Here is a 26,530-nt window from a genome sequence, read left to right as displayed (position 1 = left end):
GAGATCGCCCTGCTCAACGCCGCCATCGAAGAAGCCCTGCAACTGGCGCGCGCCGCCCTGCCATTCAAGCCGGAGGAGTAAAGGCCAGCTTTTTCATGGCCGCATCGAGCCCTTTCGCGCTGCGCGCATAGCCATCCCACGGCCCGTTGCCCACGTCGAGGCGGCTGTGGACATTGCCCACGTTCCATTGATCGCCCGCCTTCAGCTGGTCGAGTTCCTCCCAGGCCAGCGGCACGGAAATGCCCAGCCCCGAACGCGTGCGGGCCGACCACGCGCACACGGTGGTGGCGCCCCGGCCGTTGCGCAAATAATCGATGAAGATCTTGCCGACCCGGTTGGACGGTCCGCTTTTCAGGACAAAGCGCTGGGGAATCAGCTGCGCCATGTGCGCCACGATGGCTTGCGAAAACGCCTTGACGGTATCCCAGTCGTGTTTCGGGCGGATCGGCACGACCACGTGCAAGCCCTTGCCGCCGCTGGTCTTCAGCCAGGCGGGCAAGCCCAGTTCCGTCAGGAAGGCGCGCAGCAGCACGGCCGCCTCGCGGATGGCGGGCCAGGCCACGCCCTTGCCCGGATCCAGGTCGAACACCAGGCGGTTCGGCGTGTCGTAGGTGCTGGCCAGCGCGTTCTGCGTGTGAAATTCCACCACATTCCACTGCGCCGCCGACAGCAAGCCCTGTACGCTGGCCACTTCCAGCATGGAGGCATGCTCGGGATCGAGGCCGGGGTCGAGCTGCCGGACGCCGGGCATGGCGGACGTGTCCGCATGCTTCTGGAAAAACAATTCTCCGCCCACGCCGGCCGGCGCGCGCACCAGCGACACGGGCCGGCCCCGCAAATGCACGAGCATCAGCTTGCCCACCAGCGCGTAGTAGCGCACCAGGTCGATCTTCCTGGCGCCGCTGTCCTTGTCGATCACCCTGTCCGCATGGCTGACCTTGAAACTGGCCGGCAGGACGCCGTCCAGCGTGGATGTGTTCTGCATCGTCTTCTCCCCGTCGATCCGCTGTGGCCGCTCGCGCACGATGGCGGCCGGCTGTTTGTCCGCGCGCAAGCCGTGAAAGACGGCGTGGCGCACGGCGCCGCCGCTGGTCCATTGCGCAAAACCGACCTCGGCCACCAGCTCCGGCTTGACCCAGATGGGCTGGCGCACGCCGCCCGCCTTGCCCGCGAACGGACTCGTCTCGATGGCCCGGGCGTCGAGGCGGTGCCGCAGGTCGCGCAAGGCCGCATCGTCAAAGCCGCTGCCCACATTGCCCGCATAACGCAGCTTGCCCTGTGCATCGTGCACGCCCAGCAACAGCGAACCGATGCCTTCGCGCGCGCCCTGCGGCGCCGTGTAGCCGCCGATGACGAATTCCTGGCGCAGCCCGCATTTGAGCTTGATCCAGTCGCCGGATCGCCGCGTGACATAGGACGAGCCGCGCCGCTTGCCGATCACGCCTTCCAGCCCCAGACGGCAGGCGTGGGCCAGCAATTGCCGGGGCTTGGCGTCGAGCGCGCCGCTGAAGCGCACCAGCGGCGAGGTGGGCAAACTCCGCAGCAGCTGTTCCAGCAAGGCCCGGCGCGCCTCGACGGGCTGGCCGCGCAGATCGTGGCCGTCGAAATACGGTACGTCGAACAGGTAATACACGATGTCGCTCGTCGTTTCCGCATCGAAGGCGCGCTGCAAGGCGCCGAAATCCGGGTGGCCGCCGGCGTCGTTGACGACGATTTCGCCGTCATACCAGCCTGGCGGCAAGCCCAGCTGCTCCAGCGCCTGGCGCAGCTTCGGCAGTTTCGCCGTCCAGTCGTTGCCATTGCGCGTGATCAGGCTGACCCGTTCGCCATCGCAACGCGCGAGGATGCGGTAGCCGTCGAATTTCACCTCGAATATCCAGTCTTGCGCGTTCGGCGGCGGCGCATCGACGAGGGTGGCCAGCTGCGGCGACAGGGTCGCGGGCAGCCTGACGGCGGGCGCTGCTGCCTGCTCCGCGCTCTTCCCGCGCCTGGGCATGGCCTGGTGCTTGACGCTGTCGGGGAATTCGTCGACGACAGAAAATTCCAGCGCCGGCCGGGCATATTCGTCTTTTTCCTTGATCAGCAGCCAGGCGGGCTGCGTTTCGCTGCGCTTGTCTCCCTTGCCCTTCATGCGCACCAGCACCCAGTTGCCGTGCATCTTGTGGCCGTAGAGGGTGAATTTCAGCTCGCCGGCCGCCAGCGCGGCGCGCGCATCGGGCGTGGCGGACTGGGCCTGCCAGGTGCCCTTGTCCCAGATGATGACCTTGCCCGCGCCATACTGTTTTTCGGGGATCGTGCCTTCAAAACCGGCGTAGGCAAGGGGATGGTCTTCCACCTGCACGGCCATGCGCTTGTCGCGCGGGTCGTAGCTGGGCCCTTTCGGCACGGCCCAGCTTTTCAGCGTGCCATCGAGCTCCAGGCGAAAGTCATAGTGCAGACGGCTGGCCCAGTGCTTCTGGATGACGAAGCTGAGCCCGTCGCCCGCCGCCTCGCCACCCTCCGCAGGCTCGGGCGTGGCGGCGAAATTGCGCTTGGCTTGATAGGTTTTCAAGGCGGCTTTCATGGCGGACCCATGCGGTGACGATGGCATCGAGTCTAGGCCGCCGCGGGCCGTGGCGCGGTACGCCAGCTAACAGAGTGCCTGCCCCGGCAAATGTAAGTGTTTGTAATTAACAGAAAACCTGTCAACGCAATTGCCGGACGGCGCGTTTTTGCCTCAGTGACAGGGGATTGATCTCCTGAACTACAACCCCACTTCTCGAGGAACTGCATCATGAAAAAACGCACTGTCAACATTGTCGCTACTCTGATCGCCGGCTTGTTCGCTACCGCAGCCTTTGCTCAAACGCCAGCCGTGCCGGCCAAGGCCGAAGCCAAGCACACCAAGGAAGTGGCAAAAGCGGAAGCCAAGGAAACCAAGGCCGTCGTGAAAGCCGATGCCAAGGAAGCCGCCGTCGCCGCCGATGCGAAAGCCGATGTCGCCAGCGCCAAGGCCGATGCCGCCGCCACCAAGGCCAAAGCCCATCACAAAGCGAAAAAAGCCAAAGCCAAGGCTGCCGAAGACAAAGCTGAAGCGACCGCGGCAGCAGCCAAATAATCCCCTCCGCGCGATTTTTTGCGCCACGAAAAAAGACAGCTTCGGCTGTCTTTTTTCGTTTTCATGTACGCATCACGCAACAACAGCCGATAAACACCTGATTGTAAGAAAGTGTAAACAAGGTCAACGGCAAGCTTCCGGGGCGCGTTTTATGCTCAGTGACACGGGAATCATCCCGGCACCAACAGACGTACCAGACAAACCACCACTGAGGACTGCACCATGAAAAAAGCAATTGTTACCCTGATCGCCGGCCTGTTCGCTACCGCTGCCTTCGCCCAAACGCCTGCAGCGCCAGCAGCCCCGGCAGTGCCCGCCAAAGTGGAAGCGGCCCACGCCAAGGCCGTCGTGAAAGCCGATGCAAAGGAAGCGCAAGCCGTCGTGAAAGCGGACGCGAAAGAAGCGAAAGCCGTCGTCGCCGCGAAAACGGAAGTCGCCAGCGCCAAGGCGGAAGCGGCCACCACCAAGGCCAAGGCCCACCACAAAGCCAAGAAAACCAAAGCCAAGGCTGATGCCAAGCTGGCTTCGGCCACCGCCGAAGCAGCACCGGCAGCAGCCAAGTAATCATCGACACACCATCGTTTACCACTCTCCAGGACAATACAATGAAAAAGTTATCGCCACTCTCGTCGCCAGCCTGTTCGCTACCGCCGCCTTCGCCCAAACCCCTGCCGCCCCGGCAGCGCCGGTTCCCGCCAAGGCGGAAGCGGCCCACACGAAAGCCGTAGCAAAAGCGGAAGCCAAGGAAACCAAGGCGGTCGTGAAAGCCGATGCGAAAGAAGCGGCCGTCGCCGCCGATGCGAAAGCCGACGTGGCCAGCGCCAAGGCCGACGCCAAGGTCAGCAAGGCCAAGGCCCATCACAAGGCCAGCAAGGCCAAAGTGAAAGCGGACGCAGCGAAAGCGGCAGAAGCCGTTCCGGCGGCGCCAGCGCCAGCGAAGTAATCGCGGCAGTGACCACGGGAGCGCTTCCGCCGGGTCTGCGCTTCCGTGGTGGCTTCGCCCCATTACCAAGGACAGCTTCGGCTGTCTTTTTTCGCGCCCGGCAATGGTTGCGCGTGACCGGCAATTACGGCCGCCAGCAGGAAGCACCCGCGTAAAACCATGTAAAGATGTAAAAAAACAACGCTTTTCAGTCACAAAAAGGCCCCATTCCGGCGACTCCTCAAATAGAATTGAGAATTATTCTCATTCTCATCCTTGATTCAGGAGCCGTTTCAATGCCAGGTCGCACCGTCCTTTCCGCCGCACCGTCCACCCCATCCTCCCCCGCCGCGCTGTCGTTGCGCCCGCTGGCCCTGGCCATTTCACTGGCGCTCGGCGCCGGCATGGCACATGGCGCCGACGGCGCCCCCACCGATGACGCTGGCGAAGACACGCCCATGATGCAAACCATTACCGTCACGGGCAGCGGCGACGCGAACGCCTACACGGCGCGCAAAAGCGCCTCGGCCAGCAAGTTCGACCTGTCGCTGCGCGAGACGCCACAGGCTGTTTCCGTGGTCACCCGCGCGCAAATGGACGATTTCAGGCTCGATAGCGCCAGCAAGGTGCTGGCGCTATCGACGGGCGTGACGGTGGAAGCGGTGGAAACGGACCGCAGCTATTACACGGCGCGCGGCTACGACATCACCAACTTCCAGTTCGACGGCGTGGGCATTCCTTTCGTCTTCGGCAATGTGATGGGCGACCTCGATACGGCGCTGTTCGAGCGCGTCGACATCGTGCGCGGCGCGAATGGCCTGATTTCCTCGACCGGCAATCCGTCGGCCACCGTCAACTTCGTGCGCAAGCGCCCGACCCAGGGCCTGGCCGCTGCCGCCGGCGTCACGCTGGGCTCCTGGAACACGCGCCGGCTCGATGCCGACGTGTCCACGCCGCTGGGCGCCGATGGCAAGGTGGCGGCGCGCTTCGTCGCCGCGCATGAAGAAGGCGATTCCCATCTGGACCGCTACTCGCCGCGCAAGGATGTCGCCTACGCCATCGTCGAAGCGAAGCTGACGCCGGACACCCGCCTGGCCGTGGGCCACAGTTACCAGAACAACCTGGCCAGGGGCGGCATGTGGGGCGCCCTGCCCGTCGCCTACACGGACGGCACGCCGACCGACTACCCGGTTTCCGCCTCGACGTCGGCCGACTGGTCGCGCTGGAGCATCCTCAACAACAGCACCTTCGCCGAACTGGCGCACCAGTTCAATGCCGACTGGCGCGTGACGGCCACCGCCACCTACAACCGCTCCACCTCGGATTCAAAGCTGTTCTACGTCTACGGCACGCCGGACAAGGCCACGGGCAACGGCTTGTTCAGCTACCCTTCGCGCTATGCCTCGGCCAACAAGCAGCGCCTGCTCGATGTCGCCGCCACGGGCGAATTCACGCTGGCCGGGCGCCGGCATGACCTCAGCATGGGCCTGGCCTGGTCGAAGTCCACGCTGGACGACGTGTCGTATTATGGCCGCGGCATCGGCACGGCCCTGCCGAACGGCACGGCCTTCGACGGTTCCTACCCGGAACCGCTCTTCGATGCATCGACCAATGGCAGCGCCTACAAGGACGAACGCAAGAATGCCTACCTGGCCGCCCGTTTCAACCTGGCCGACAATGCCAAGCTGCTGGCGGGCGTGAACACCGTCAAGGCCGACAGCACGGGCAGCGCGTACGGCGTCAGCCAGGCCAAGTCGCAGAGCGACACCACGCCCTACGTGGGCCTGGTGTACGACATCGGCCGCCATGTGTCCGCCTACGGCAGCTATACGGAGATCTTCAACCCGCAAAGCAGCATCGGCCGCACGGGCCAGACCCTGGCGGCGGCCACCGGCAAGAGCCTGGAAGCGGGCTTGAAAAGCGACTGGTTCGACGGCCGCCTGAACCTGTCCGGCGCCCTGTTCAAGACGCGCCAGAAGAATGTGGCCGAAGCGGCCGGCACCACGCCCGACCTCAAGACGTTCTACAAGGGCGTCGATTCGAAATCGCAGGGTTTCGAGCTCGATGCCTCGGGCGAACTGGCGAAAGGCTGGCAGGCGAACGCCGGCTATGCGCAGCTGCGCATCCAGGGCGACGACGGCCAGGATGCGCGCACCTTCATCCCGCGCAAGCGCTTCCACCTGGCCACCACCTATCACGTGCCGGCGGTGCCGGCGCTGAAGGTGGGCGCCAGCCTGACCTGGCAGGACGCCATCTACAACAAGGTCGACGACGGCACCACCCTGCACCAGGGCGCCTACGCGCAACTGGGCCTGATGGCCAGCTATGCCATCAGCCGCAACGTCAGCCTGTCGCTGAACCTGAACAATGTGACGGACAAGAAGCACCTGACCAGCCTGTACTGGACCCAGTCGCTGTACGCGGCCGGCCGCAATGGCAGCGCCACCCTGAACTGGAAATACTAGGGAGCCGCCATGCGACTGCGTCCTCCCATGGTTGTTCTGCACCGCTGGTTCGGCCTGGCGGCTGCGCTCTTCCTGTTCATTTCCGGCCTGACGGGCGCCGTGATCTCGTGGGACCACGAGCTCGACGCCTGGCTCAATCCGCAGCTGTTCCGCGCCGCCGGCGCCGCCGATGCCGGCCCCGCCAAATCGGGACTGGAGCTGGCGCGCCAGCTCGAGGCGCAGGACCGGCGCCTGCGCGTGAACTACACGCTCACGGCGATCGAGCCTGGTCACACGGCGCTGATCTCGGTGGAAGGCCGGCCCGACCCGGCCACCGGCAAGCCGTTTGAACCGGGCTTCAACCAGGTGGCCGTCGATCCGGCCACGGGCGCCATCCAGGGCACGCGCCAGTGGGGCGCGGTCTCGCTGACGCGCGAAAACCTGCTGCCTTTCCTGTATAAGCTGCACTACACCATGCACATTCCCGATGGCTGGGGCATCGAGCTGGGCGTGTGGTTCATGGGCATCATCGGCATCGTGTGGGTCCTTGACTGCGGCATCGCCCTGTACCTGTCGTTCCCGAACTGGCGCAGCTGGCGCAAGTCGCTGGCCTTCCGCTGGCGCGAAGGGGGCCACCGGCTGAACTTCGACCTGCACCGCTCGGGCGGGGTGTGGGTCTGGTTGCTGCTGCTGGTGCTGGCCGTCACCTCCGTGTCGATGAATCTGCAAACCCAGGTGATGCGTCCCCTGGTGGCGAAGTTGTCCACGCTCAGCCCGAACGCCTTCGACAGCCGCACGCCGCAGCCGCCGGAACACCCCATCGAGCCGCTGCTGACGCGCGAACAGGTTGTCGCGCTGGCGAAGACGGAAGCGGCAAGGCGAGGCTGGACGCTGCCGGCCGGCGGCGTGTTCTATTCTTCCGCCTACGGCCTGTATGGCGTCGGCTTCTTCGCGGCGGACAACGACCATGGCGACGGCGGCCTGGGCAATGCGTGGCTGTACTACGACGGGCGCGACGGCAAGCCGGCCGGCGGCGTGGTGCCCGGCACGGGCAGCGCGGGCGACATCTTCCTGCAGGCGCAATTCCCCCTGCATTCGGGCCGCATCCTGGGCCTGCCCGGGCGCATCCTGATTTCCGCCATGGGCCTGGTGGTGGCCATGCTGAGCGCGACAGGCCTGATCATATGGCTGCGCAAGCGCCGCGCACGCGCGGCGCTTGCGGGCAGCTGAAGACATCCTGCAAGCCATCCTGAAGGCGGACGCCACGCAGATGTAAGCGTTTGTAATGACCGTCAACGCCAGCGTCCGGGGGCGCGTTTTATGCTCAGTGATACGGGAATCACCCCGGCACCAACAGACATACCAGACAAACCACCACTGAGGACTGCACCATGAAAAAAGCATTTTCAACCTGAGCGCTACCCTGATCGCCGGCCTGTTCGCCACCGCTGCCTTTGCCCAGACGCCTGCAGCGCCAGCAGCCTCGGTTCCCGCCAAAGTGGAAGCAGCCCACACCAAGGCCGTCGTGAAAGCCGACGCCAAGGAAGCGCAAGCCGTCGTGAAAGCGGACGCAAAAGAAGCGAAAGCCGTCGTCGCCGCGAAAACGGAAGTGGCCAGCGCCAAAACGGAAGCGGCCGCCACCAAGGCCAAGGCCCACCACAAGGCCAAGAAAACCAAGGCCAAGGCTGACGAAAAGCTGGCATCGGCCACCGCCGAAGCGGCACCCGCCAAGTAATTCTTTCTCACTGCATTCACCCGAAAAAACACCAAGGATCTCATCATGAAAAAAGTCATCGCCACCCTGATCGCCAGCCTGGTCGCCACCGCCGCTTTCGCCCAGGCGCCAGCCGCTCCCGCCGCCACGCCAGCAACGCCTGCCGTTGCAGCTGTACCGGCAGCGAAAGCGGAGGCACCGGCCGCCGCCAAGCCAGCGGAACACAAGAAAGCCAAGCATCAGAAGGCGAAGAAAGCGGCACCGGCAACGCCAGCAACTCCGGCCGCACCAGCAGCTTCCGCACCGGCAGCTGCGCCAGCCAAGTAATCGCGGCCGCGCAAACCAAAAAGACAGGGTTTTCCCTGTCTTTTTTCATCCGCTTTTTTGTGTATTTATTTCGGCATCAGCACCGTGTCGATGACATTGATCACGCCATTCGACTGGTACACATCATAGGTGCTGATGTTGGCACTGTTGCCGCCTTCATCCATCACGACGATGTTGTGCATGCCGTTCATGGCGAACATCAGCTTGCCGCCGCTGGCCGTGGGCAAGGTGGCTTTACCGTCATGCATCTTGATTTCCTTCGCCAGCGCCTTGAAGTCGTATTTGCCGGGCACCACGTGGTAGGTGAGGATTTTCGTCAGGGTCGCCTTGTTTTCCGGTTTGACCAGGGTCTCGACGGTGCCGGCCGGCAGCTTGCCGAAGGCCGCATTCGTCGGCGCGAACACGGTGAACGGCCCCTTGCCTTTCAGGGTGTCGACCAGGCCGGCCGCCTTGACGGCAGCGACCAGGGTCGTATGGTCGGCCGAATTGACGGCGTTGTCGACGATGTCCTTGCTCGGGTACATGCTCTGGCCGCCCACCATGGTCGCCATGTCGGCGGCAAAAGGGGCGCTGGCGGCCAGCATGGAGGTGATGAACAGAGCTGCGGGAACGATGGTGCGCATGATGGTATCTCCTGGATGACTGCGTTTGCGTGATTGCAGGAGTATTTACGCGGCCTGTCCGCAAACGGATTCAACTGGTTTTCAAAAAACGGCGCCGTGCAGATGCACGACGCCGTTTCGCGATGTTTTCCTTGCCGCGGGCCGGGGATGCCAGCCCGCGATGCCGGGAATCAGTTGGCCGCCACCTGCGGCTCCGTCTCGCCCCAGCCGCCGCCCAGGGCGCGGATCAGCGCCACCGTGGTGACGGCCCGGTTGCCGCGCAGCTGCACGGCGTTGCGCTCGATGGCAGCCAGGTTGCGCTGCGCGTCCAGCAGATCGAGGTAGCTGGAACGGCCCGCGTCGTACAGCTTTTGCGCCAGGTCGGCCGAGCGGCGCGCCGAGACGACGGCTTCGTCGATCTGCTGCGTTTGGCCTGACAGGATGCGCAGGCCGGCCAGGTTGTCTTCCACTTCGGCGAAGGCCACCAGCACGCTCTGGCGATACGTCGCCACCGACTCTTCCAGCTGCGCTTCGCTGCGGCTCACGGCCGCCTTGTTGCGGCCACCGTCGATGATGGGCATCGACATCAGGGCGCCCAGCAGCCAGGAGCGGCTGCTCCACTTGAAGATATCCGAGAAGGTATCGGACGCGCCGCCGCCGGACGCGTTCAGGGTCAGCGCCGGGAACATGGCCGACTTGGCCACGCCGATGCGCGCATTCGACGCTTCCATGGTGCGCTGTGCCGAGGCGATGTCGGGACGGCGTTCCAGCAGCGACGATGGCATGCCGGCCGGGATCACGGGCAGGAAGCCGCTGTCCTGCAGCGGGTTGACGCCCGCCGTGAAGCTGGCGGCAGGTTTGCCCAGCAGGACGGCCAGCGCATGCTCGCTGGTGGCCCGCTGGCGCTGCAGGCCGATGGCTTCGGCGCGCACGGTCGACAGCTCCGTGCGGGCACGGGACAAATCGAATTCGCCGATGTCGCCCAGGTCGTAGCGGCGCTGGTTCACATGCACGCTTTCCTCGCGCAGGCGCACCGTCTGTTCCAGGGTCGCCAGTTCGGCGTCCGTGGCGCGCAGCTGGAAGTAGGTTTGCGCCACGTCGGCCTGCAGCGACAGCAGCACCGAGCGGTAAGTCGCTTCCACGGCCAGCGCGTCGCTGCGCGAGGCGCTGACGTTCGATGCGACCCTGCCGAACAGATCGACTTCGTAGCTGGCCGTCAGGCTGGCCTGGTAGACGTTGGTCGCCGCCACCGGCGCGCCGTTCGGCAAGCCGAGCGACACGGCGGAAGCGCGGTTGCGCTGGCCGCCCACGTTGACGCCCACTTGCGGGATGCGGTCCGCTTCGGCGATGCCGGCAATCGCCCTCGCCTGCTTGACGCGGGCGGCGGCCACGGCCAGGTTGGCGTTCGCCTGCGTGGCTTCGTTGATCAAGCTGGTGAGAGCCGGATCATTGAAGGCCAGCCACCATTCGCCGCGCGCCTGGCGCTCGGCGGGCACGCCCTGCTTCCAGCGCGTGCCGTCGGCTGCCGTCTGCACGGCGGGCGCTTGCGCTTCCTTGAACGCCGCCGGCGTCTCGATCTGCGGCTGCTTGAACTCGGGCGCCGCGCAAGCGGCCAGCAGCACGGCGGCGGCCATGGCGCTCAAGACGGGCGCCGCGCGCCGGATGATTGCATTGGTTTTCAATATATATCTCCTTCCAGGTTCAATGCTGGCGCGGCGGCAGGCTTGGCGGCAGCATCGGCTGGTTTTTCTCAAAACGCTGCGCCAGGGTGCGCAGCAGTACGTAGAACACGGGCGTCAGGAACAGGCCGAAGAAGGTCACGCCCAGCATGCCGGCGAAGACCGCCACACCCATCGCATGGCGCATTTCCGAACCGGCGCCGTGCGAGAACACCAGGGGCACCACGCCCATGATGAAGGCGATCGACGTCATCAGGATCGGACGCAGACGCAGACGGCACGCTTCCAGCGCCGCTTGGACGACGGTGCGGCCATGCTCTTCCAGTTCGCGCGCAAATTCCACGATCAGGATGGCATTTTTTGATGCCAGCCCCACCAGCACGAACAGCGCGATCTGGGTAAATACGTTGTTGTCACCGCCGGTCAGTTTCACGCCAAGCAAGGCGCAGAGGATCGACATCGGCACGATCAGGATCACGGCCAGCGGCAGGGTCCAGCTTTCGTACTGGGCAGCGAGCACCAGGAACACCAGCAGCACGCACAGCGGGAAGACATAGATCATCGTATTGCCGGACAAGATGTCCTGGTAGGTCAGCTCCGTCCACTCATACGAAATCCCCTGTGGCAGCACTTCCTTGGCGATGCGTTCCAGCGCGGCTTGCGCCTGGCCGCTCGACACGCCAGGTGCGGCGCCGCCGTTGAAATCGGCTGCGGCGTAGGCGTTGTAGCGCTGCACGCGGTCGGGACCATAGCTGTCCTTGACGCGCATCAGCGACGACAGCGGGATCATCTCGCCCTTGTCATTGCGTACCTTCAGCTGCGCGATATCCTGGGCATGTGAACGGAAAGCCGCATCGGCTTGCACGCGCACCTGGTAGGTGCGGCCAAACTGGTTGAAGTCATTCACGTACAGCGAACCGAGGTTGATCTGCAAGGTCTGGTAGATCGTTTGCAGCTGCACGCCCATCTGCTTGGCTTTCACGCGGTCGACGTCGGCGAACAGCTGCGGCACGTTGATCTGGTAGCCCGAGAACACGCCCGCCAGTTCCGGCGTCTGGTACGCTTTCGCGGCCAGGGCCTGGGTGGCGTTGTACAGCGCGTCGTAACCGAGGTTGCCGCGGTCTTCGATCATCATCTTGAAGCCGCCGATGGTGCCGAGGCCGTTGACGGGCGGCGGCGGGAAGACCATGATGAAGGCATCCTGGATGCCGCCCAGGCGCTTGTTGATCTCGGCCGCGATGGCGCCACCCGACAATTCCTTGCTGCTGCGTTCGTCGAATGGCTTCAGGGTGGCGAAGACGATGCCGGCGTTCGGCGCATTGGTGAAGTCGTTGATCGACAGGCCTGGGAAGGCGATGGTCGATTCGACGCCGGGCACCGACTTGATGACGTCGGACATGCGGCGCACGACATCTTCCGTGCGGTCCAGCGAAGCGGCGTCGGGCAATTGCGCAAAGCCCACCAGGTATTGCTTGTCCTGCGCCGGCACGAAGCCGGCCGGCACGGACTTGAAGGTGAAGATGGCGGCAACGACCAGCAGCGCATACACGCCCAGCGAGGCGCTCTTGCGGCCCAACACACCCTTCACGCCCGCTTCATAGCGGTGCGAGGCGCGGCCGAAGAAGCGGTTGAACCAGGCGAAGAAGCGGCCGAAGACCATGTCCATGCCGCGCGTCAGCGCGTCTTTCGGCGCATCGTGCGGTTTCAGCAAAGCGGCCGACAGGGCTGGCGCCAGGGTCAGCGAGCTGAAAGCGGAGATCACGGTCGAAATGGCGATCGTCAGCGCGAACTGGCGGTAGAATTCGCCCGACAGGCCGGGCACGAAGGCGATCGGCACGAACACGGCGCACAGCACCAGGGCGATGGCGACGATGGGACCGCTCACCTCTTTCATGGCCTGGATGGTGGCGTCGCGCGGCGACAAGCCTTCCTCGATGTTGCGCTCGACGTTTTCCACCACGACGATGGCGTCATCGACGACGATACCGATGGCCAGCACGAGGCCGAACAGCGACAGGGTGTTGATCGAGAAGCCAAAGCCCAGCATCACGGCAAAGGTACCGACAATCGACACGGGAACGGCCAGCAGCGGGATGATCGATGCGCGCCAGGTTTGCAGGAAGATGATCACCACCAGCACCACCAGGGCGATGGCCTCTAACAGGGTATGGATCACGGCTTCGATGGACGAACGCACGAACTGCGTCGGGTCGTACTCGATGCGGTATTCCACGCCTTGCGGGAAGTCTTTTTCAGCTCGTCCATCTTGGCGCGCACGTCGGAAGACAGCTGCAGCGCGTTGGCATTCGGTGCCTCGAAAATACCCATGCCGACGGCAGGATTATTGTTCAGCAGCGAACGCAGCGAGTAGCTGTTGGCGCCCATTTCCACGCGCGCCACGTCCTTCAGGTGCGTCACGGCGCCGTCGGCATTGGTGCGCACGATGATGGCGCCGAATTCCTCGGGCGTCTGCAGACGGCCCTGGGTATTGACGGTCAGCTGGAAGTCCGAGTTCTTCGCCGGCGAGGCGCCGATCACGCCGGCGGCCACCTGCACGTTCTGCTCGCGGATGGCGTCGACGACGTCATTGGCCGTCATGCCGCGCGCCGCTACCTTTTGCGGGTCGAGCCAGATGCGCATGGCGTAGTCGCCGGCGCCGAAGATCTGGATGTCGCCCATGCCGGGCAAACGGGCCAGTTGATCCTTGACGTTCAGCACCGCGTAGTTACGCAGGTACATATCGTCATAGCGCTTGTTGGGCGAAACCAGGTGCACGACCATGGTCAGGTTGGGCGAGGACTTGACGGTCGTCACGCCGATCTGGCGCACTTCCTCGGGCAGGCGCGGCAAGGCGCGCTGCACGCGGTTCTGCACCTGCGTCTCGGCCTGCTCGACGTTGGTGCCGATCTTGAAGGTCACGGTCAGCATCATCGCGCCGTCGGACGTGTTTTGCGAGGACATGTAGAGCATGTTCTCGACGCCGTTGATCTGCTCTTCGAGCGGCGCGGCCACGGTTTCGGCGATCACTTTCGGGTTGGCGCCCGGGTATTGCGCGCGCACCACCACGGATGGCGGCACGACGTCGGGGTATTCGGAGATGGGCAGGCCGAATATCGACAGCAGCCCGGCCACGAATATGACGATCGACAGCACCGCCGCGAAAATCGGCTTGTCGATGAAAAAGCGGGAAAAATTCATGTTTATTCCTTGGAAGTCGATGCTGCTTTCGCGGCGATCTTGGCGTCTTTTACTTCAGGTTTTGCGGGAGCGACGGGCGCGGTCGGGTCGAAATCCATCGCCACCATCTGCGGCGTCACGGGCGCGCCGGGGCGCACGCGCTGCAAGCCGTTGACGACGATCTTCTCGCCCGCCTTCAAGCCTTCGCGCACCACGCGCAAGCCGTCCGAGGTCGGGCCCAGCTTGACGGCGCGGTATTCGGCCTTGTTATCGGCGCCCACCACGTAGACATATTTACGGCTTTGATCCGTGCCGACGGCGCGGTCGGAGATCAACAGCGCCGTGCTCTGCGCGTGCGGGCCGTTGCCGCCGTCGAGCTGGATGCGCGCGAACAGGCCCGGCACCAGCTGGCGCTCGGCGTTGGCGAAGGTGGCGCGCATGCGCACGCTGCCCGTGGCCGGGTCGAGCTGGTTGTCGACGAATTCCAGCTTGCCTTCGTGCGGGAAGCCCGTTTCGTTGGCCAGGCCTACCTTGACGGTGACGGGCGTGCCCTTTTGCGCCGTGCCGGCCACGCGCAGATACGTATCTTCATCGCCGTCGAAGCTGGCGTAGATGCGGTCCGTCGACACCACGGAGGTGAGGATGGCGGAAGCGTCGATCAGGTTGCCGACGGTGATTTCCGCCTTGCTGACGCGGCCGCTGATCGGCGCCTGCACCTGCGTGTACGACAGGTTCAGCCTGGCCGCTTCATACGCGGCTTGCGCCGAGCGGACATTCGCGTCCAGCTCTTTCAGGCCCGAGGCCTTTTCATCGAATTCGCGCTGGGCGATGGCTTTTTCGGCCAGCAGCTTTTCAGCGCGCGACAGTTCCAGCTTGGCCAGTTCCGCCTTGGCGCGAGCCGATGCGGCCGTGCCTTCGGCGCGCGACACTTCGGCCTGGAACGGGCGCGGATCGATGACGAACAGCACATCGCCCTTTTTGACTTCGCTGCCCGGCTTGAAGTTGACGGCAGTGATGAAGCCGCCGACCCGCGAGCGGATTTCCACGCGCTCGATCGCTTCCAGGCGGCCCGAGAATTCCTGCGTTTCCGTGATCTGTTTTTCCACGACGGCGGCGGCCGAGATGGGCGGGCCGCCGGCCGCTGGCGCGTCGGGCACCTTGCTGTTGGCCGAATCGCAGCCGGCCAGGCTCACGGCCACCAGTCCCGCCAGCGCGAGCGAGGCAGCCAGGGGCTTAAGCAGAGTGGAAAATTGTTGAACGTTTTTCATTTTATTTCCCTGTTTTATGAAAATTTCTAATGGTATGGGCGGCATGAAGCAACCCAGCTAAAAGTGGAAACTGCAGCGTATGGTGGTGCCATGGCGCCCGACGGCGCTCGATCAAAGGTAAACGGGCCGCCAGCTGTTTAAAAGCGGACGGGGACGACGAAGCTGGCTGTGCGAGCGCACAACGCAGACAGGAAGGGAACTACACTGCGTAGTGTAGCAACCGAAACTCAAAAAGTAAACTGATTAGTGCAAGTTTTTTTGCGGTGCCGCGGATGGCGGCCTCATGACTCGGGCTCCTGCCCCAGTCCGGCGACGAAACTGCTAATTTCGCTCAATACCTGCACCTTGCAGGCGCATTCATTACGGGCGGTCGCGTCCTGCAGCGGCGCGGCGGCCATGCGTCGCACGGTGGTCTTGATGCCGCAGGCGATCAATTTGCTGCCGTATTGTTCAGCCTCGTCGCGCAATGGGTCGTCTTCGCTGGACAAGATCAAGGCCGGCGGCAGGTTCTTCAGGCGGCTCGACTGCAATGGCGACGCGTACGGATGGGTACGGTCAGCGGCATTCGGCAGGTAGCCGCGATAGGCGGCGGCGCACTGGTCGGCCACTTCGGCCAGGTCCGGACAGGTCGGCAAGTGGCGCATCGAACAGGTCGACAGGCCGGGGTCGAGCATGGGCATGATCAGCACCTGGCCCGCGAGGGGCGGTCCGCCCCGGTCGCGCGACATCATGGCGCACACGGCAGCCAGGTTGGCGCCCGCTTCGATGCCCGACACCACCATCTGCTTGCCCGTCCAGCCCAGCTTGGACTTGTTCTTTTTCGCCCACAGCAGCACGGCATGCGCGTCTTCGACGGCGGCGGGGAATGGCCGCACCTTCGCCAACGTGTAGTTCGCGGCCAGCACCACGTGGTCGGGGTTGCTCAGCACGAGGCAGCGCAGGAAGTCGTCCGCGTCGTCCAGGTCGCCGTCGACGAAGCCGCCGCCATGGAAGAAGACCATCAGGTTCGGCTGCTTGGCGCCCGGCACGCCGGCCGTGTAGACGCGCGCGCCGAGCGCATCTTGCGCGCCCTGCACCTGGATGTCGCGTATCTTCAGCGCCTGGCCAGGCGCCAGTTCGGCCGCGTTGTCGGCAAACGTCATTGCGCCACCACCGGCTGCACCGCAGCATCGCGCACCGCGTCGTTCAGGCACAACAGGGCGACGCCGCCCACTTCATGGGTCAGGGCGCTATAACCGCTGGCTTCGCTTTGCGCCGCCAACGAGTAGGCATCCGTCGATACCATCGCGGCCAGAGCGAGCGAGCTCATAGCGAGAGCAAGCACTGCAAAGATTCCATTCCGATAAGCCATGATGTTTCTCCTGTTGTCCTTCCTGCGGCAATCACATTTATGCTGCAGTACAACAACTATAGACTTGATCTACAATCTGATAAAGAGTGCAATGCCGAATTGATTGTTCAGAATCCCGAATAATCACGCGGAAAGTGATAGGAAATCAAGTGAACAAGCTGCAAGCCATGGAAGTCTTCATCCAAGTCGTCGATGCAGGCGGCTTTACGCGCGCGGCGGAAAACATGCAGTTGCCGAAAGCCACCGTGTCGACCCTGATCCAGTCGCTGGAAAGCAGCCTGTCGGTCAAGTTGCTCAACCGCACCACGCGCCACGTCAGCATCACCTCGGACGGCGCCGCCTACTACGAACGCTGCGTGCGCATCCTGTCGGACGTGCGCGAGGCCGAGGAATCGCTGTCGCGCACGCGCCTGAGCCCCAGCGGACGGCTGCGCGTGGATGCGCCCACGGCCCTGGCCAGCGAACTGATCATCCCCGCCCTGCCCGACTTTTTCGCCCGCTACCCGGACATCTCGCTGGAACTGGGCTGCAGCGACCGCCCCGTCGACCTGATCGAGGAAGGCGTCGACTGCGCCGTGCGCGGCGGAGAATTGGGCGATTTGAACCTGATCGCGCGCCGGGTCGGCGTATTGCATTTCATCACCTGCGCCGCGCCCGGCTACCTGGCGCGCCATGGCACGCCGCTGCACCCGAACGACCTGGCGCAGCACCGGGGCGTGAATTTCTTCTCCGCCAAGACGGGCAAGACCTTCGACTGGGATTTCACGCGCGCCGGCGAGCGCATCCAGATGTCCATGCCCAGCCATATCGCCCTGAACGACTCGAACGCCTATGCGGCCGCCGGCCTGGCGGGCCTGGGCATCGTGCAAATGACGCATTTCATGCTTGCGCCTCTGCTGGAACAGGGCAAAATGGTGGAATTGCTGGGCGATTGGGAATCCGACCCCCTGCCCATTCACGTGATCTATCCGCCCAACCGCCACCTGTCCGCCAAGGTGCGCGTGTTCGTCGAATGGGTCGCCGACATGTTTACCAACCACCCGGCCACGCAGCTGAAGGGCAAGAGCGCCCTGCCCGCGCGTGCCGCCCTGACCGAGGCCCAGCCATGACCGCAGCAAGCACACCACCGCACCTGCACCCGCACCGCATCGTCTTTCTCGACCGCGACAGCCTGATCGCCACCGTGCGCCCGCCCGCCTTTGCCCACAGCTGGGAAGAGTTTCCGCACACCAAGGGCAGCGAGCAGACGGTAGCCCGCCTGCAAGGCGCCAGCATCGCCATCACGAACAAGGTGCCGCTGCGCGCGGCCGAGCTGGCGCAGTTGCCCGACCTGAAGATGATCGCCGTGGCCGCCACTGGCACGGACATCCTCGACCTGGCCGCCTGCCGCGAGCGGGGCATTATCGTCGCGAATATCCGCGACTATGCGCGCGCCACCGTGCCCGAGCATACCCTGGCCCTGATGCTGGCCCTGCGCCGCCAGCTCATCGCCTACCGCTTTGATGTGGAAGCGGGCCTGTGGCAGGCATCGGACCGCTTCTGCCTGTTCGGCCACCCGATCCGCGACCTGGCGGGCAGCCGCCTGGGCTTGCTCGGCTACGGCGCGCTGGGCAAGTCCGTGGCGCAGCTGGGGCGCGCCTTCGGCATGCAGGTGATCGTCCACAACCGTTCCCCGATCCAGGAAGATGGCGTGCAGGAAGTGAGCTTCGACGAACTGCTGGCCACCTCCGACGTACTGAGCCTGCACCTGCCGCTGACGGACAAGACGCGCAACATCATCGGAGAGCAAGAGCTGGCGCGCATGCAGCCCACGTCGCTGCTGATCAACACGGCGCGGGGCGGCCTCGTCGACGAGGCGGCGCTGGCCCAGGCATTGACGAACGGCGTGATCGCCGGCGCCGGCTTCGACGTGCTGTCGAAGGAACCGCCGCCGCCAGACAACCCGCTGTTGAACTTGCGTCTGCCCAACTTCATCCTCACGCCCCACACGGCCTGGGCCAGCGGCGAGGCCATGCAAAAGCTGGCCGACATATTGATCGGCAACGTGGAAGCGTTCGAACGCGGTGCGCCCGTGAACGTGGTGGCATGAGCGCCTTGCACGAACTCGATGAATTGCTGTGCGGCGACGACGAGGAATACGACCGCCTCGACCTGTTTCAGGAGGCGGACGAACTGATCGGGCAACTGCGGACGGCCGACGTGCCCGCGCTGCTGGCCCTGTGGCAAGCGCGCAGCCTGTGCTGGCAGCAGCGCTTCACGCAAGCGAGCAGTTCCATCGACGGCGCCGTGCTGCGCGCCCTGCTGGCCGGTTTGCTGCAGAGCAAGGAGACGTCCCACGGCGTGTTCGAACTGATGAGCCGCTTGCCGCCTATGGCCGACCATTCCCCGCTCAGCGACGCCCTGCTCGATTACGCCGAGCGAGCCTGGCATGCGCAGGGGGCGGCAAGACACCGGCAAATTCAGATCAGTTGCTGGAGCTGCGGGCTGTCGGGCCGGCTGCTGAAGCGGCTGGGGCTGTCTGCCTGGAAGGATGCGGGGCTGTAGCCGCTACGGCGCGGCGGGACGCTCAAAGCTGAAACCCGGCGCATACGCGTGATAACCGTCGAAATCGCCCTTGCCGATGGCGGCACCTTGGCTGCGGGCAATCGCATACGCCATGCTGAAGTGAAAGTAGAAATTCGGCAGGATGTACAGATTCAAGTACTCATCGGCCGGCAGCGCGATGTCGGCAAAGCCGGCGCGGTCGCGGCAGATGCGGTCAGGCGGCCCGTCGAAGCGTTCAGGGGGAATCGCCTTGAGGTAGCGCATGGTCTGCGCGATCTGTTCCTGCAGGCTGGCGGCATCGCTGAAATCGGCTACCTCCAGCCCCGCCAGCGGGCAGCAGCCGCGCAGGGAAAAGCTCACGGCCGCGCGTACCTGCTGGGCGAACGGCAGCATGTCCGGGTGCAGCCGCGCCGCCAGGAGCTGCGGTTGTGCCTCGAGCTTGTCGAGCATGGCCGACAACTGGCCCAGCGAGCGGCAAAAGATGGCGACGGGGTGGCTGTTCATCATTTCCTTGTGCAAGATTCAAGATGACAAGAGTGTGCCACAAGCACCCGCGTCCCCGCAGCGTTATCGCCGGTGCTTGCTGAAAAATTCCCACATCACCTCGTTCGCATCGATGGCGCGCGTGGTCTTGCCGATGGGCAGGCCAACATTGAAGGCGTCGGCACCGGGCCACGTGTGGCCGCCATCCTTGACGGTGAGCAAAGCCACGCTGGCGCCGCCAGTGCCCTGCTCCTGCCAACTCACTTGCGTGGCATCGCCGGCAGGGCCAGGCATCAGGCGCGGCTGCGGCGCGGCGCCGTCGATGCCGTTGTGCCTGCGCCAGTAGGCGAAGGTGTCTTCGGCCGACAAATAGCTGGCGGCCTTGCCCTCGAACAGCACCACCTTGTCGGCCGTGCCCTGTATCAGCAGCATGCCGACCTTGTCCGTCTGCTGGTGATGTTGCAGCACGGGTTCCGGCATGGGCGCGCCCACCGAGGCGACGGCGGCGAACTGCTGGGGCAGCTCGGCCGCCAGGCGCAGGGCAAAGAAACCGCCGCGCGACAGGCCCGTCGCATACACGCGCTTGTCATCGATGCGGTAATCTTGCTTGAGCTTGCTCAATATCGCCTGCGTAAAACCGACATCGTCCGTGCCTGCCAGGTAATCCATGCCGAAGCCCACGTTCCAGTCTTGCTTGATGCCTTGCGGATACACAACGATGAACCGGTGGCGCTCGGCCGCCTTGTTCATCTGCGTGTACAGCATCTGTTCCGCCATGCTCATGCCGCCGCCATGGAAATTGAAGACGACGGGAAACGCCTGCCGCGGCGCCTGGTCGTAGGCGGCGGGCGTGTAGACGATGTAGCGGCGTTTTTGCTCTTTGTGGACGAGGCTGCTCACTTGCGCCGGCGCGGGGATGCTGGTGCACGCCAGCACCAGCAGGCTGATAAGAAGTTTCATGCGGTTTTCTCCATTCATCAAGAACTTGCAGCTTATGCAAGCGCCGGTGAAATCGCGGTGAAATCTGCCTGCTTTTTATGGTTTCTGGAGGGGAATGATGTCGACGCGGTAGTGCGCCTCGCCCGGATGGAAACGGATTTCCCAGCGCATGGCCCGCGCCACGCGCCCCAGCAAGCTTTGCCCATGCGCAAAGCCCTGGATGCGCCGCGGCTGCCCCGCCGGCACGGTATTGCTGATGCTCAGGCAGTCTTGCGCAAACGCGATGTTGATGCGGCAAGCGGGGCCGCCATGGAACAGGGCATTCGCCAGGCAGTTATTGATGAGCAACATCGTCAGCGGCCTATTGCCGACGACATCCAGGCACTCGGGCAAGTCCAGCGCCAGCAGGCTGGCATCCCAACGATGTTCGTCGAGCAGGCGCAGCAGGCATTGCTCTATGCAGCCGCGCAACTCGACTACTTCGCCGGACAGCTGCTCGGCCCGCGCCAGCGCGAACAGCACCTCGATGGTGGCGCGCATCTCGTCCGTGGATTCCCGCAGCTGCGCCTGCTCCTGCCCGCCCAGCGGCTGCGCGTCGGCCAGCGCCAGGGTATTGTGCATCAAGGTCAGCGGCGTGCGCAGTTCATGGCTGACGTCGCGCGCGAACGCCTGTTCGCGCCGCAACACCGTTTGCAGTTCGGTAAACGTGGTTTCCAGGCGGCGCGCCAGGAAACCGATCTCGTCGGGGCGGTCGCGCTCGCTGAAATGGACGGCGCCGCCGGGCGCCAGCTGGCGCGCTTCCCGGGCCAGGCGCTGCAAGGGCAGCACGAGGCGGCGCGCCAGCCAGTACGCCAGCAGCAGGGCCAGGGCGATCAGCGCCAGGGCCACGCCAGCGACGACACCGCCCACTTCCCGCGCCAGGCGCTGCACCACCAGCACGGGCGCCACATCCGCCAGCAGATAGCTGCGCTGCGGCTTGCCCGCAGCAACGAGGTCCAGCGCCAGCACGTGATAATGCTGGCCCGTCGTCGTGAACACTTCGCCGCGCGGGGCAGAAGGCGGCACTTGCGCGCGCACCGCTTGAGGCAAGTCAAGGTAACGGCCATAAACCGTGATGAGGTCGCCGCCAGACGGCGTAAGCTTGCCGTGCTGCTGCCAGCGCATGCTGATGGCCGCCGCTTCGCGCTCGAGCAGGCGCTGCACCAGCATATCTTCCGTCACGTAGGCGATCACCAGCGCCAGACCCGTGTAGCACAGGCACAGCAGGACGGTGAAGCCGGCCAGGGCCGCGAACAGCCGGCGGCGGATCGACTTGGTCATGGGGGCGCCGCAGAGTCGAAGGCCAGGCGGTAGCCCAGCTGCGGGATGGTCACGAGCATACCCGCCGCGCCAGCCCCTCCAACCAGTTCCAGCTGCTTGCGCAGCGCGTAGATGTGCGATTTGAGGGCGTCACTGTCGGGCGGCTGGCTGCCCCACAGGGCTTGCAGCAAGGCCGAGCGCGATACGGCATGCGGATGCTCGCGGCACAGCAGCAGCAGGATTTTAAAACCCGTCTGCGTCAGCGCCAGGGGAGCATCATCGTACAGGGCGCGTCCTGCGCGCGTCTGCAAGGTGAAAGGCCCCACGCGCATTTCCTGGCGCACGTGCAGCTGCTGCCGGCGCGCCAGCGCTTCGCAGCGCAAGGCCACCTCGCGCAAGTCGAAGGGCTTGGTCAGATAATCGTCCGCGCCGTCGCGAAAGCCGCGTGCCTTGTCTTCATACGCATCGCGCGCCGTCAGCATCAGGATCGGCACATTGCTGGGCGCGGCCGCCTTGATGGCGCGGCACACTTGCAAGCCATCGATATCGGGCAGGTTCAGGTCCAGCAGCACCACGTCATAGGGGTTGCGCGTGGCCAGCTCGACACCGAGCGCGCCCGTGCCCGCATGGTCCGTCTGCCACTGCAAGCCGTCGAGGAAGTCGAGCACCTGGCGCGCGATGCCCAGGTGGTCTTCCACCAGCAGGATATTCAAGGGCGCTTTGCTCATGGCACGCCGGCAAGGCGCGCATACAGCCAGAAGTTGCCCGATCTTCCACGGATTTGCCGGTAGCAGCGCAGATAGCCTTCCCGCTCGAAATGGCAACGCTCGAGCACGCGCAGCGAACGCTCGTTGCTTTCCAGCACGGTCGCCTGGATACGCAGCAAGCCCAGGCGCTGGAAGCCCCAGTCCACGACGGCATTCACGATGGACGTGGCCACGCCACGCCCCCACACTGCAGGAGAAAGGTCGTAGGCGATTTCGGCCGTGCGGTGCTGTGGGGAAATCGCATTCAAGCCGATCGTGCCCACCAGCTGGCCGCCGTCGCGCAGCACGACGGCCAGCCGTATCGGCGAAGTCGGCTGGGCCGACGCGTAATCATCGAAATTGGCCTGCAGGTCGTCGATGCTGCGCAAGTCCCAGCTCGTGTGCTCGATGACGACAGGGTCGGCCAGGCAGGCATACCAGGCGGGCGCGTCGCCGCGTTCCAGGCGGCGCAAGGTCACGAGGGGATGGGTGGAACAGGGCAAGTCAGCCGGTTTCATCGTTTGCTCATGGAATAATCAATCGACGGGGCAATCGGCGGCCAGCCAGGCGGCGAAATCATCGGCGACCCGCTCGAAATCCTCGCGCTGCATCGAGCCATGGCCCACCAGATACACGGCGCGCTCGGCGCCATCAAGCGCCAGCATGACGGCGCGCCCGCCGCTGTCGTCGCCGATGGTGAGGTAGCCGGGGCAGGATTGCTGCGTGTCATATGTTTCGTTGCGCTCCATCAAACTTTCTGCGCCGTACAGCAATACCTGCTCGCCCCGCATGCCCTCTTGCCAGTGCTGCAGAAAGCCCTTGTAGTACGCCGGCAAGGCGTGGCCCAGCCAGCGTTCCAGCGCGTCGATCGCTTGCCCGCTCACGCGGCTTCCTTGCGCCGCGCTTCCCACTCGCGCCGCAGCAAGCCGTACAGTGCCGAATCGCTGACGTGGCCGCCCACGATCCAGCGCTCCGGCAAAAAGCCTTCCTTATTAAAACCCTGGCGTTCGAGGGCGCTGGCCGAGCCGGCGTTGAGCGGGTCGATATCGGCTTCCAGGCGGTTCAGGTCGCGCTCGACGAAGGCGTACTCGATCAGCGCGGACAGCGCTTCGTGCATATAGCCACGGCCCCAGTGCGGACGCGCGAGCGCATAGCCGATCTCGGCGCGGCGGTTCTGGCGGTGCACGGAAAACAGCGTGCAGCTGCCCACATATTCGCCCGTCGCCTGCAGTTCGATGGCGAAGCGGAAGAATTCTTCATTCTCGAAGGCGGCACTATCCTCGGCGATCTGGCGCGCGGCGCGGCCGGCGTCATCCCAGGGCGGTTCGCTGAAATAGCGCATCACTTCGGGATCGGCATGCATGGCGAACAGGGCCGCCTCATCGGATGGCTGCGGCTTGCGCAGGATCAGGCGTTCGGTGGTGAGGATTTTCGTGTAAGCCATGCAACTCCAATCGAAGGTTCAAACGGACGATGCCTATTATTCCATGCAACTATAGTGATGTGGCAACTTTGCAAGCTTGCTTTTTAATGTAGTATGGCAATGTTTTATCATATCATTGATGCAACTTCATAATCCGCTTATGCACGCAGTAAAGAATATCCCCGACACCGACGCCCTCGCGGCGCAGCCCGAGGTCCTGGGCCGGCACAAGCGGCCGGTGACCGCCTGGGCCAGCATCGCCTTTTTCTGCATGTGCGCCATCTTGCTCGGCATGACGGTGTGGATCGTCTGGTCTTCGCGCGAAGTGCGCTTGCGCGAAGCGCGGACGACGACGGAAAACATGGCGCGCACCCTGGCCACGCAAGCGTACATGGAACTGGAAATCGCCGATGTGATGCTGGAAGATATTGCAGAACACGTCAGGAACGAAGGCAATAATGACCATACCGGCGAACGGCTGCAGTCGCATCTGCAACAGTTGTCGAAAAATATCGTGGAAATTGCCGGCGTCTTCATCTTCGACGGACAGGGAGAGCTGCTGGCCTCCTCCGGCACCAGGCAGGACGGCAACAATGCCGACCGCAAATACTTTATCTACCACCAGACGCATGCGCAGCTGGGCAGCCATATCAGTGCGCCCGTGCGCAGCAAATCAAGCGGACAATGGGTATTGCCCGTCTCGCGCCGGGTCGAAGCAAAGGATGGCACGTTTGCCGGCGTGGTGCTCGTCACCCTGGGGCTGAACTCCTTCGAACGCATCTACGCCACGCTCAACCTGGGCAATACGGGCACGGCCTTCTTTGCCCTCGATGACGGCACCCTGATCTACCGGCGGCCATTCCAGCCCGAGGTGATCGGCATGGATATTTCCTCGGGCGCCATCTTGCAGGCCTACCGCAACCAAGGGCCCGTCGGCACGGCGATGATGACGGCGAAAGTGGACGAAATCGAACGGCTGTACAGCTATCGCCATCTGCAGCGCTTTCCCGTCATCGTGGCGGCGGGCTTGTCGAAGGACGACATTTTTGCCGAATGGCAATGGTTGAGCATGCAAATCGTGCTGGCCTCGCTGGCGGCGGGGCGCTGCTGCTGTACCTGTTCCGCAAGCTGATGCGGCAAATTGCCATACGCGACCGTATCGAGGCCAGCCTGCGCCTGGCCAGCACGCAGTTGCAGCGCGCCAATGCGGACCTGGCGGCGCGGGCGTCGCAAGACGGCTTGACGGGGCTGGCTAACCGCCGCTGTTTCGATGAAACGCTGGCGCATGAACTCAATCGCGCCCAGCGCAGCGGGCATCCGGTGTCGCTGATCATGCTGGACGTGGATTTCTTTAAAAAATTTAACGACCAGTACGGTCATGTGGCCGGCGATGCTTGCCTGCAGGCCGTTGCCAGCGCCGTGGCGCGCAGCGTGGGCCGGGCCGAGGACCTGGCGGCGCGCTATGGCGGCGAAGAGTTTGCCGTGATCATGCCCGGCGCCAGCGCTGCGGGCGCGCTGGAAGTGGCCGAAGCCATCCGCGCGGCCGTCGAAGCGCTGCAAGTCCCCCACGCGGCCAGCGCGAACGGTGTCGTGACCGTCAGCCTGGGCGCGGCCACGCTCCAGCCCGACCAGGAGCGGCGCGCGGACAGCAGCGAGCTGATACGCCAGGCCGATGCCTTGCTGTACCAGTCGAAAAACAGCGGCCGCAACCGCGTCACCATCCATGCGCCAGCAACATGACACATACATTTCCGATGAAAAAATTCACATCACCATGCCGCTGGCCCTCGGCGCACTGGCCGTCTGGCTGGGCTTGAGCATGGGCGGCCGCTGGCTGGAATCGGCCGGCTACGCCTTGCCGGGCGCCGCCGTCACCGGCCGTATCGGCCTGTCGTGGGCGCTGGCCGCACTGTTTGCGCTGGCGCTGCTGCTGGCATCCAGCCGGCCCCGCGAAGCGGGCCTGTGCGCACCGCAGCCCTGGAAAACAGTGTGGCTCGCCTCGCCGCCCCTGTTGTATGCGCTGTTGATGCTGTTGCTGGCCTGGGCCGGCGGCTGGCCGCAGCCGCGCGTGCTGCTGATCGTCGCCTGCAATGCGGCGCTGGTGGCCGTCTCGGAAGAGCTGATGTTCCGCGCCATCTTGCTGCAAGGCATGCTGGACCGCTACGCCGTCTGGCCCGCCGTCCTGATGTCCTCGGCGCTGTTCGGCCTGGCCCATACGGCCAACGGCCTGGCCTCGGGCGACGTCAGCGGCGCCCTGTGGCAAGCCGTCGCCGCCACCCTGCAGGGCGTCGGCTATGCCGCCATCCGCCTGCGCACCCGCTCGATATGGCCGATGGTGCTCGTGCATGGACTGTGGGATTACGCGCTGGTGACGGCCACCTTGCCGCACCCGGCCGAGGATGGCGCATCGATCCTGCCATATATCGCCCTGCTGGCCGTGCTGCCCTTGTGCCTGTACGGCATCTACCTGCTGCGCCCCAGCCAGCGGGCTGGCATCTCTCAACTGCAAGTATAG

The 26,530-nt window shown here is 64.5% G+C and carries 26 protein-coding genes and 1 pseudogene; 13 read left to right on the top strand and 14 right to left on the bottom strand.

Annotation, left to right across the window (positions count from 1 at the left end; genetic code table 11):
* Nucleotides 1-64 precede the first annotated feature (64 nt).
* The gene (gene ligD / locus ACRHIG_RS14020; RefSeq protein WP_489630517.1) at nt 65-2,563 is read right to left on the bottom strand and encodes a DNA ligase D; all 2,499 of its coding nucleotides are present in this window, start codon (nt 2,561-2,563) and stop codon (nt 65-67) included.
* Between the two features lie 210 nt (nt 2,564-2,773).
* On the opposite strand from ligD, the gene ACRHIG_RS14015 reads away from it, so the two are divergent.
* The 7 genes from ACRHIG_RS14015 (at nt 2,774) to ACRHIG_RS13985 (ending at nt 8,504) form a co-directional block, all read left to right on the top strand.
* Nucleotides 2,774-3,097 carry a hypothetical protein gene (locus ACRHIG_RS14015; RefSeq protein WP_475414000.1) on the top strand — a complete coding sequence of 108 codons (324 nt, stop codon included), beginning with the start codon at nt 2,774-2,776 and terminating at the stop codon, nt 3,095-3,097.
* 222 nt (nt 3,098-3,319) lie between these two features.
* Nucleotides 3,320-3,661, top strand: coding sequence for a hypothetical protein (locus ACRHIG_RS14010; RefSeq protein ID WP_489630516.1), 342 nt, complete (start codon nt 3,320-3,322; stop codon nt 3,659-3,661).
* Between the two features lie 13 nt (nt 3,662-3,674).
* Nucleotides 3,675-4,040 carry a hypothetical protein gene (locus tag ACRHIG_RS14005; RefSeq protein ID WP_489630801.1) on the top strand — a complete coding sequence of 122 codons (366 nt, stop codon included), beginning with the start codon at nt 3,675-3,677 and terminating at the stop codon, nt 4,038-4,040.
* A 275-nt stretch (nt 4,041-4,315) separates the two neighbouring features.
* Entirely contained in the window at nt 4,316-6,484 is a 2,169-nt protein-coding gene (locus ACRHIG_RS14000; RefSeq protein WP_489630515.1) for a TonB-dependent siderophore receptor, read from the top strand.
* A gap of 15 nt (nt 6,485-6,499) precedes the next feature.
* Nucleotides 6,500-7,693 (top strand): PepSY-associated TM helix domain-containing protein, encoded by a 1,194-nt coding sequence (locus ACRHIG_RS13995; RefSeq protein ID WP_489630800.1) that lies wholly within the window; start codon nt 6,500-6,502, stop codon nt 7,691-7,693.
* Between the two features lie 268 nt (nt 7,694-7,961).
* Nucleotides 7,962-8,198, top strand: coding sequence for a hypothetical protein (locus ACRHIG_RS13990; protein ID WP_489630514.1), 237 nt, complete (start codon nt 7,962-7,964; stop codon nt 8,196-8,198).
* A 45-nt stretch (nt 8,199-8,243) separates the two neighbouring features.
* On the top strand, nt 8,244-8,504 hold the full coding sequence (locus ACRHIG_RS13985) for a hypothetical protein (RefSeq protein WP_489630513.1): 261 nt from the start codon (nt 8,244-8,246) through the stop codon (nt 8,502-8,504).
* Nucleotides 8,505-8,569: 65 nt separating this feature from the next.
* On the opposite strand, the gene ACRHIG_RS13980 is transcribed toward ACRHIG_RS13985, so the two are convergent.
* The 6 genes and pseudogenes from ACRHIG_RS13980 to ACRHIG_RS13955 form a co-directional block, all read right to left on the bottom strand.
* Nucleotides 8,570-9,127 (bottom strand): fasciclin domain-containing protein, encoded by a 558-nt coding sequence (locus ACRHIG_RS13980; protein ID WP_489630512.1) that lies wholly within the window; start codon nt 9,125-9,127, stop codon nt 8,570-8,572.
* 170 nt (nt 9,128-9,297) lie between these two features.
* The gene (locus ACRHIG_RS13975) at nt 9,298-10,740 is read right to left on the bottom strand and encodes an efflux transporter outer membrane subunit (RefSeq protein ID WP_475414065.1); all 1,443 of its coding nucleotides are present in this window, start codon (nt 10,738-10,740) and stop codon (nt 9,298-9,300) included.
* Nucleotides 10,741-10,807: 67 nt separating this feature from the next.
* Nucleotides 10,808-13,983 (bottom strand): annotated as a pseudogene (locus ACRHIG_RS13970) (efflux RND transporter permease subunit).
* A gap of 2 nt (nt 13,984-13,985) precedes the next feature.
* Nucleotides 13,986-15,230, bottom strand: a complete 1,245-nt coding sequence (locus ACRHIG_RS13965) for an efflux RND transporter periplasmic adaptor subunit (protein ID WP_436540365.1) — start codon at nt 15,228-15,230, stop codon at nt 13,986-13,988.
* A gap of 281 nt (nt 15,231-15,511) precedes the next feature.
* Nucleotides 15,512-16,372 (bottom strand): alpha/beta hydrolase, encoded by an 861-nt coding sequence (locus ACRHIG_RS13960; RefSeq protein WP_489630511.1) that lies wholly within the window; start codon nt 16,370-16,372, stop codon nt 15,512-15,514.
* Nucleotides 16,369-16,539: a hypothetical protein gene (locus ACRHIG_RS13955; RefSeq protein ID WP_475414009.1), complete on the bottom strand. Its 171-nt coding sequence runs from the start codon at nt 16,537-16,539 to the stop codon at nt 16,369-16,371. The genes ACRHIG_RS13960 and ACRHIG_RS13955 overlap by 4 nt, the downstream gene beginning before the upstream one ends.
* 191 nt (nt 16,540-16,730) lie before the next feature.
* Here ACRHIG_RS13955 and ACRHIG_RS13950 point away from each other — a divergent pair, with 191 nt between their 5' ends.
* From ACRHIG_RS13950 to ACRHIG_RS13940, 3 genes are read left to right on the top strand one after another with little or no spacing between them, the layout of a single operon-like run.
* Nucleotides 16,731-17,690, top strand: a complete 960-nt coding sequence (locus tag ACRHIG_RS13950; RefSeq protein ID WP_489630510.1) for a LysR family transcriptional regulator — start codon at nt 16,731-16,733, stop codon at nt 17,688-17,690.
* Entirely contained in the window at nt 17,687-18,670 is a 984-nt protein-coding gene (locus ACRHIG_RS13945) for a D-2-hydroxyacid dehydrogenase (protein WP_489630509.1), read from the top strand. The genes ACRHIG_RS13950 and ACRHIG_RS13945 overlap by 4 nt, the downstream gene beginning before the upstream one ends.
* Nucleotides 18,667-19,125 (top strand): hypothetical protein, encoded by a 459-nt coding sequence (locus ACRHIG_RS13940; protein WP_489630508.1) that lies wholly within the window; start codon nt 18,667-18,669, stop codon nt 19,123-19,125. The genes ACRHIG_RS13945 and ACRHIG_RS13940 overlap by 4 nt, the downstream gene beginning before the upstream one ends.
* A 3-nt stretch (nt 19,126-19,128) precedes the next feature.
* Here the strand turns inward: ACRHIG_RS13940 and ACRHIG_RS13935 are convergent, their stop codons facing one another.
* The 7 genes from ACRHIG_RS13935 to ACRHIG_RS13905 form a co-directional block, all read right to left on the bottom strand.
* Nucleotides 19,129-19,629: a DUF1993 family protein gene (locus ACRHIG_RS13935; protein WP_489630507.1), complete on the bottom strand. Its 501-nt coding sequence runs from the start codon at nt 19,627-19,629 to the stop codon at nt 19,129-19,131.
* Nucleotides 19,630-19,692: 63 nt separating this feature from the next.
* A complete protein-coding gene (locus ACRHIG_RS13930; RefSeq protein WP_489630506.1) occupies nt 19,693-20,568 on the bottom strand; it encodes an extracellular catalytic domain type 1 short-chain-length polyhydroxyalkanoate depolymerase in 876 nt (291 codons plus the stop codon).
* Between the two features lie 75 nt (nt 20,569-20,643).
* Nucleotides 20,644-21,867, bottom strand: a complete 1,224-nt coding sequence (locus tag ACRHIG_RS13925) for a sensor histidine kinase (protein ID WP_489630505.1) — start codon at nt 21,865-21,867, stop codon at nt 20,644-20,646.
* A complete protein-coding gene (locus ACRHIG_RS13920; protein ID WP_489630504.1) occupies nt 21,864-22,574 on the bottom strand; it encodes a response regulator transcription factor in 711 nt (236 codons plus the stop codon). The genes ACRHIG_RS13925 and ACRHIG_RS13920 overlap by 4 nt, the downstream gene beginning before the upstream one ends.
* On the bottom strand, nt 22,571-23,110 hold the full coding sequence (locus ACRHIG_RS13915; RefSeq protein ID WP_489630503.1) for a GNAT family N-acetyltransferase: 540 nt from the start codon (nt 23,108-23,110) through the stop codon (nt 22,571-22,573). The genes ACRHIG_RS13920 and ACRHIG_RS13915 overlap by 4 nt, the downstream gene beginning before the upstream one ends.
* A gap of 18 nt (nt 23,111-23,128) precedes the next feature.
* Complete coding sequence (locus ACRHIG_RS13910) at nt 23,129-23,476, bottom strand: SMI1/KNR4 family protein (RefSeq protein ID WP_475414018.1); 348 nt, start codon at nt 23,474-23,476, stop codon at nt 23,129-23,131.
* Entirely contained in the window at nt 23,473-24,036 is a 564-nt protein-coding gene (locus ACRHIG_RS13905; protein ID WP_489630502.1) for a GNAT family N-acetyltransferase, read from the bottom strand. Before ACRHIG_RS13905 ends, ACRHIG_RS13910 begins: the two co-directional genes overlap by 4 nt.
* Before the next feature lie 139 nt (nt 24,037-24,175).
* Between ACRHIG_RS13905 and ACRHIG_RS13900 the strand changes: the two genes are divergently transcribed.
* Genes ACRHIG_RS13900 through ACRHIG_RS13890 form a run of 3 tightly spaced genes read left to right on the top strand, consistent with a single transcriptional unit; the run spans nt 24,176 to nt 26,530 of the window.
* A complete protein-coding gene (locus ACRHIG_RS13900) occupies nt 24,176-25,147 on the top strand; it encodes a cache domain-containing protein (RefSeq protein ID WP_489630501.1) in 972 nt (323 codons plus the stop codon).
* The gene (locus ACRHIG_RS13895) at nt 25,147-25,755 is read left to right on the top strand and encodes a diguanylate cyclase (RefSeq protein ID WP_489630500.1); all 609 of its coding nucleotides are present in this window, start codon (nt 25,147-25,149) and stop codon (nt 25,753-25,755) included. The genes ACRHIG_RS13900 and ACRHIG_RS13895 overlap by 1 nt, the downstream gene beginning before the upstream one ends.
* Nucleotides 25,739-26,530 carry a CPBP family intramembrane glutamic endopeptidase gene (locus ACRHIG_RS13890; protein WP_489630499.1) on the top strand — a complete coding sequence of 264 codons (792 nt, stop codon included), beginning with the start codon at nt 25,739-25,741 and terminating at the stop codon, nt 26,528-26,530. Before ACRHIG_RS13895 ends, ACRHIG_RS13890 begins: the two co-directional genes overlap by 17 nt.

It is taken from the genome of Janthinobacterium sp. C22 (assembly GCF_057919405.1).
The sequence above is the reverse complement of the archived record's forward strand: the minus strand, read 5'-3'. Positions and strand labels throughout refer to the sequence as shown.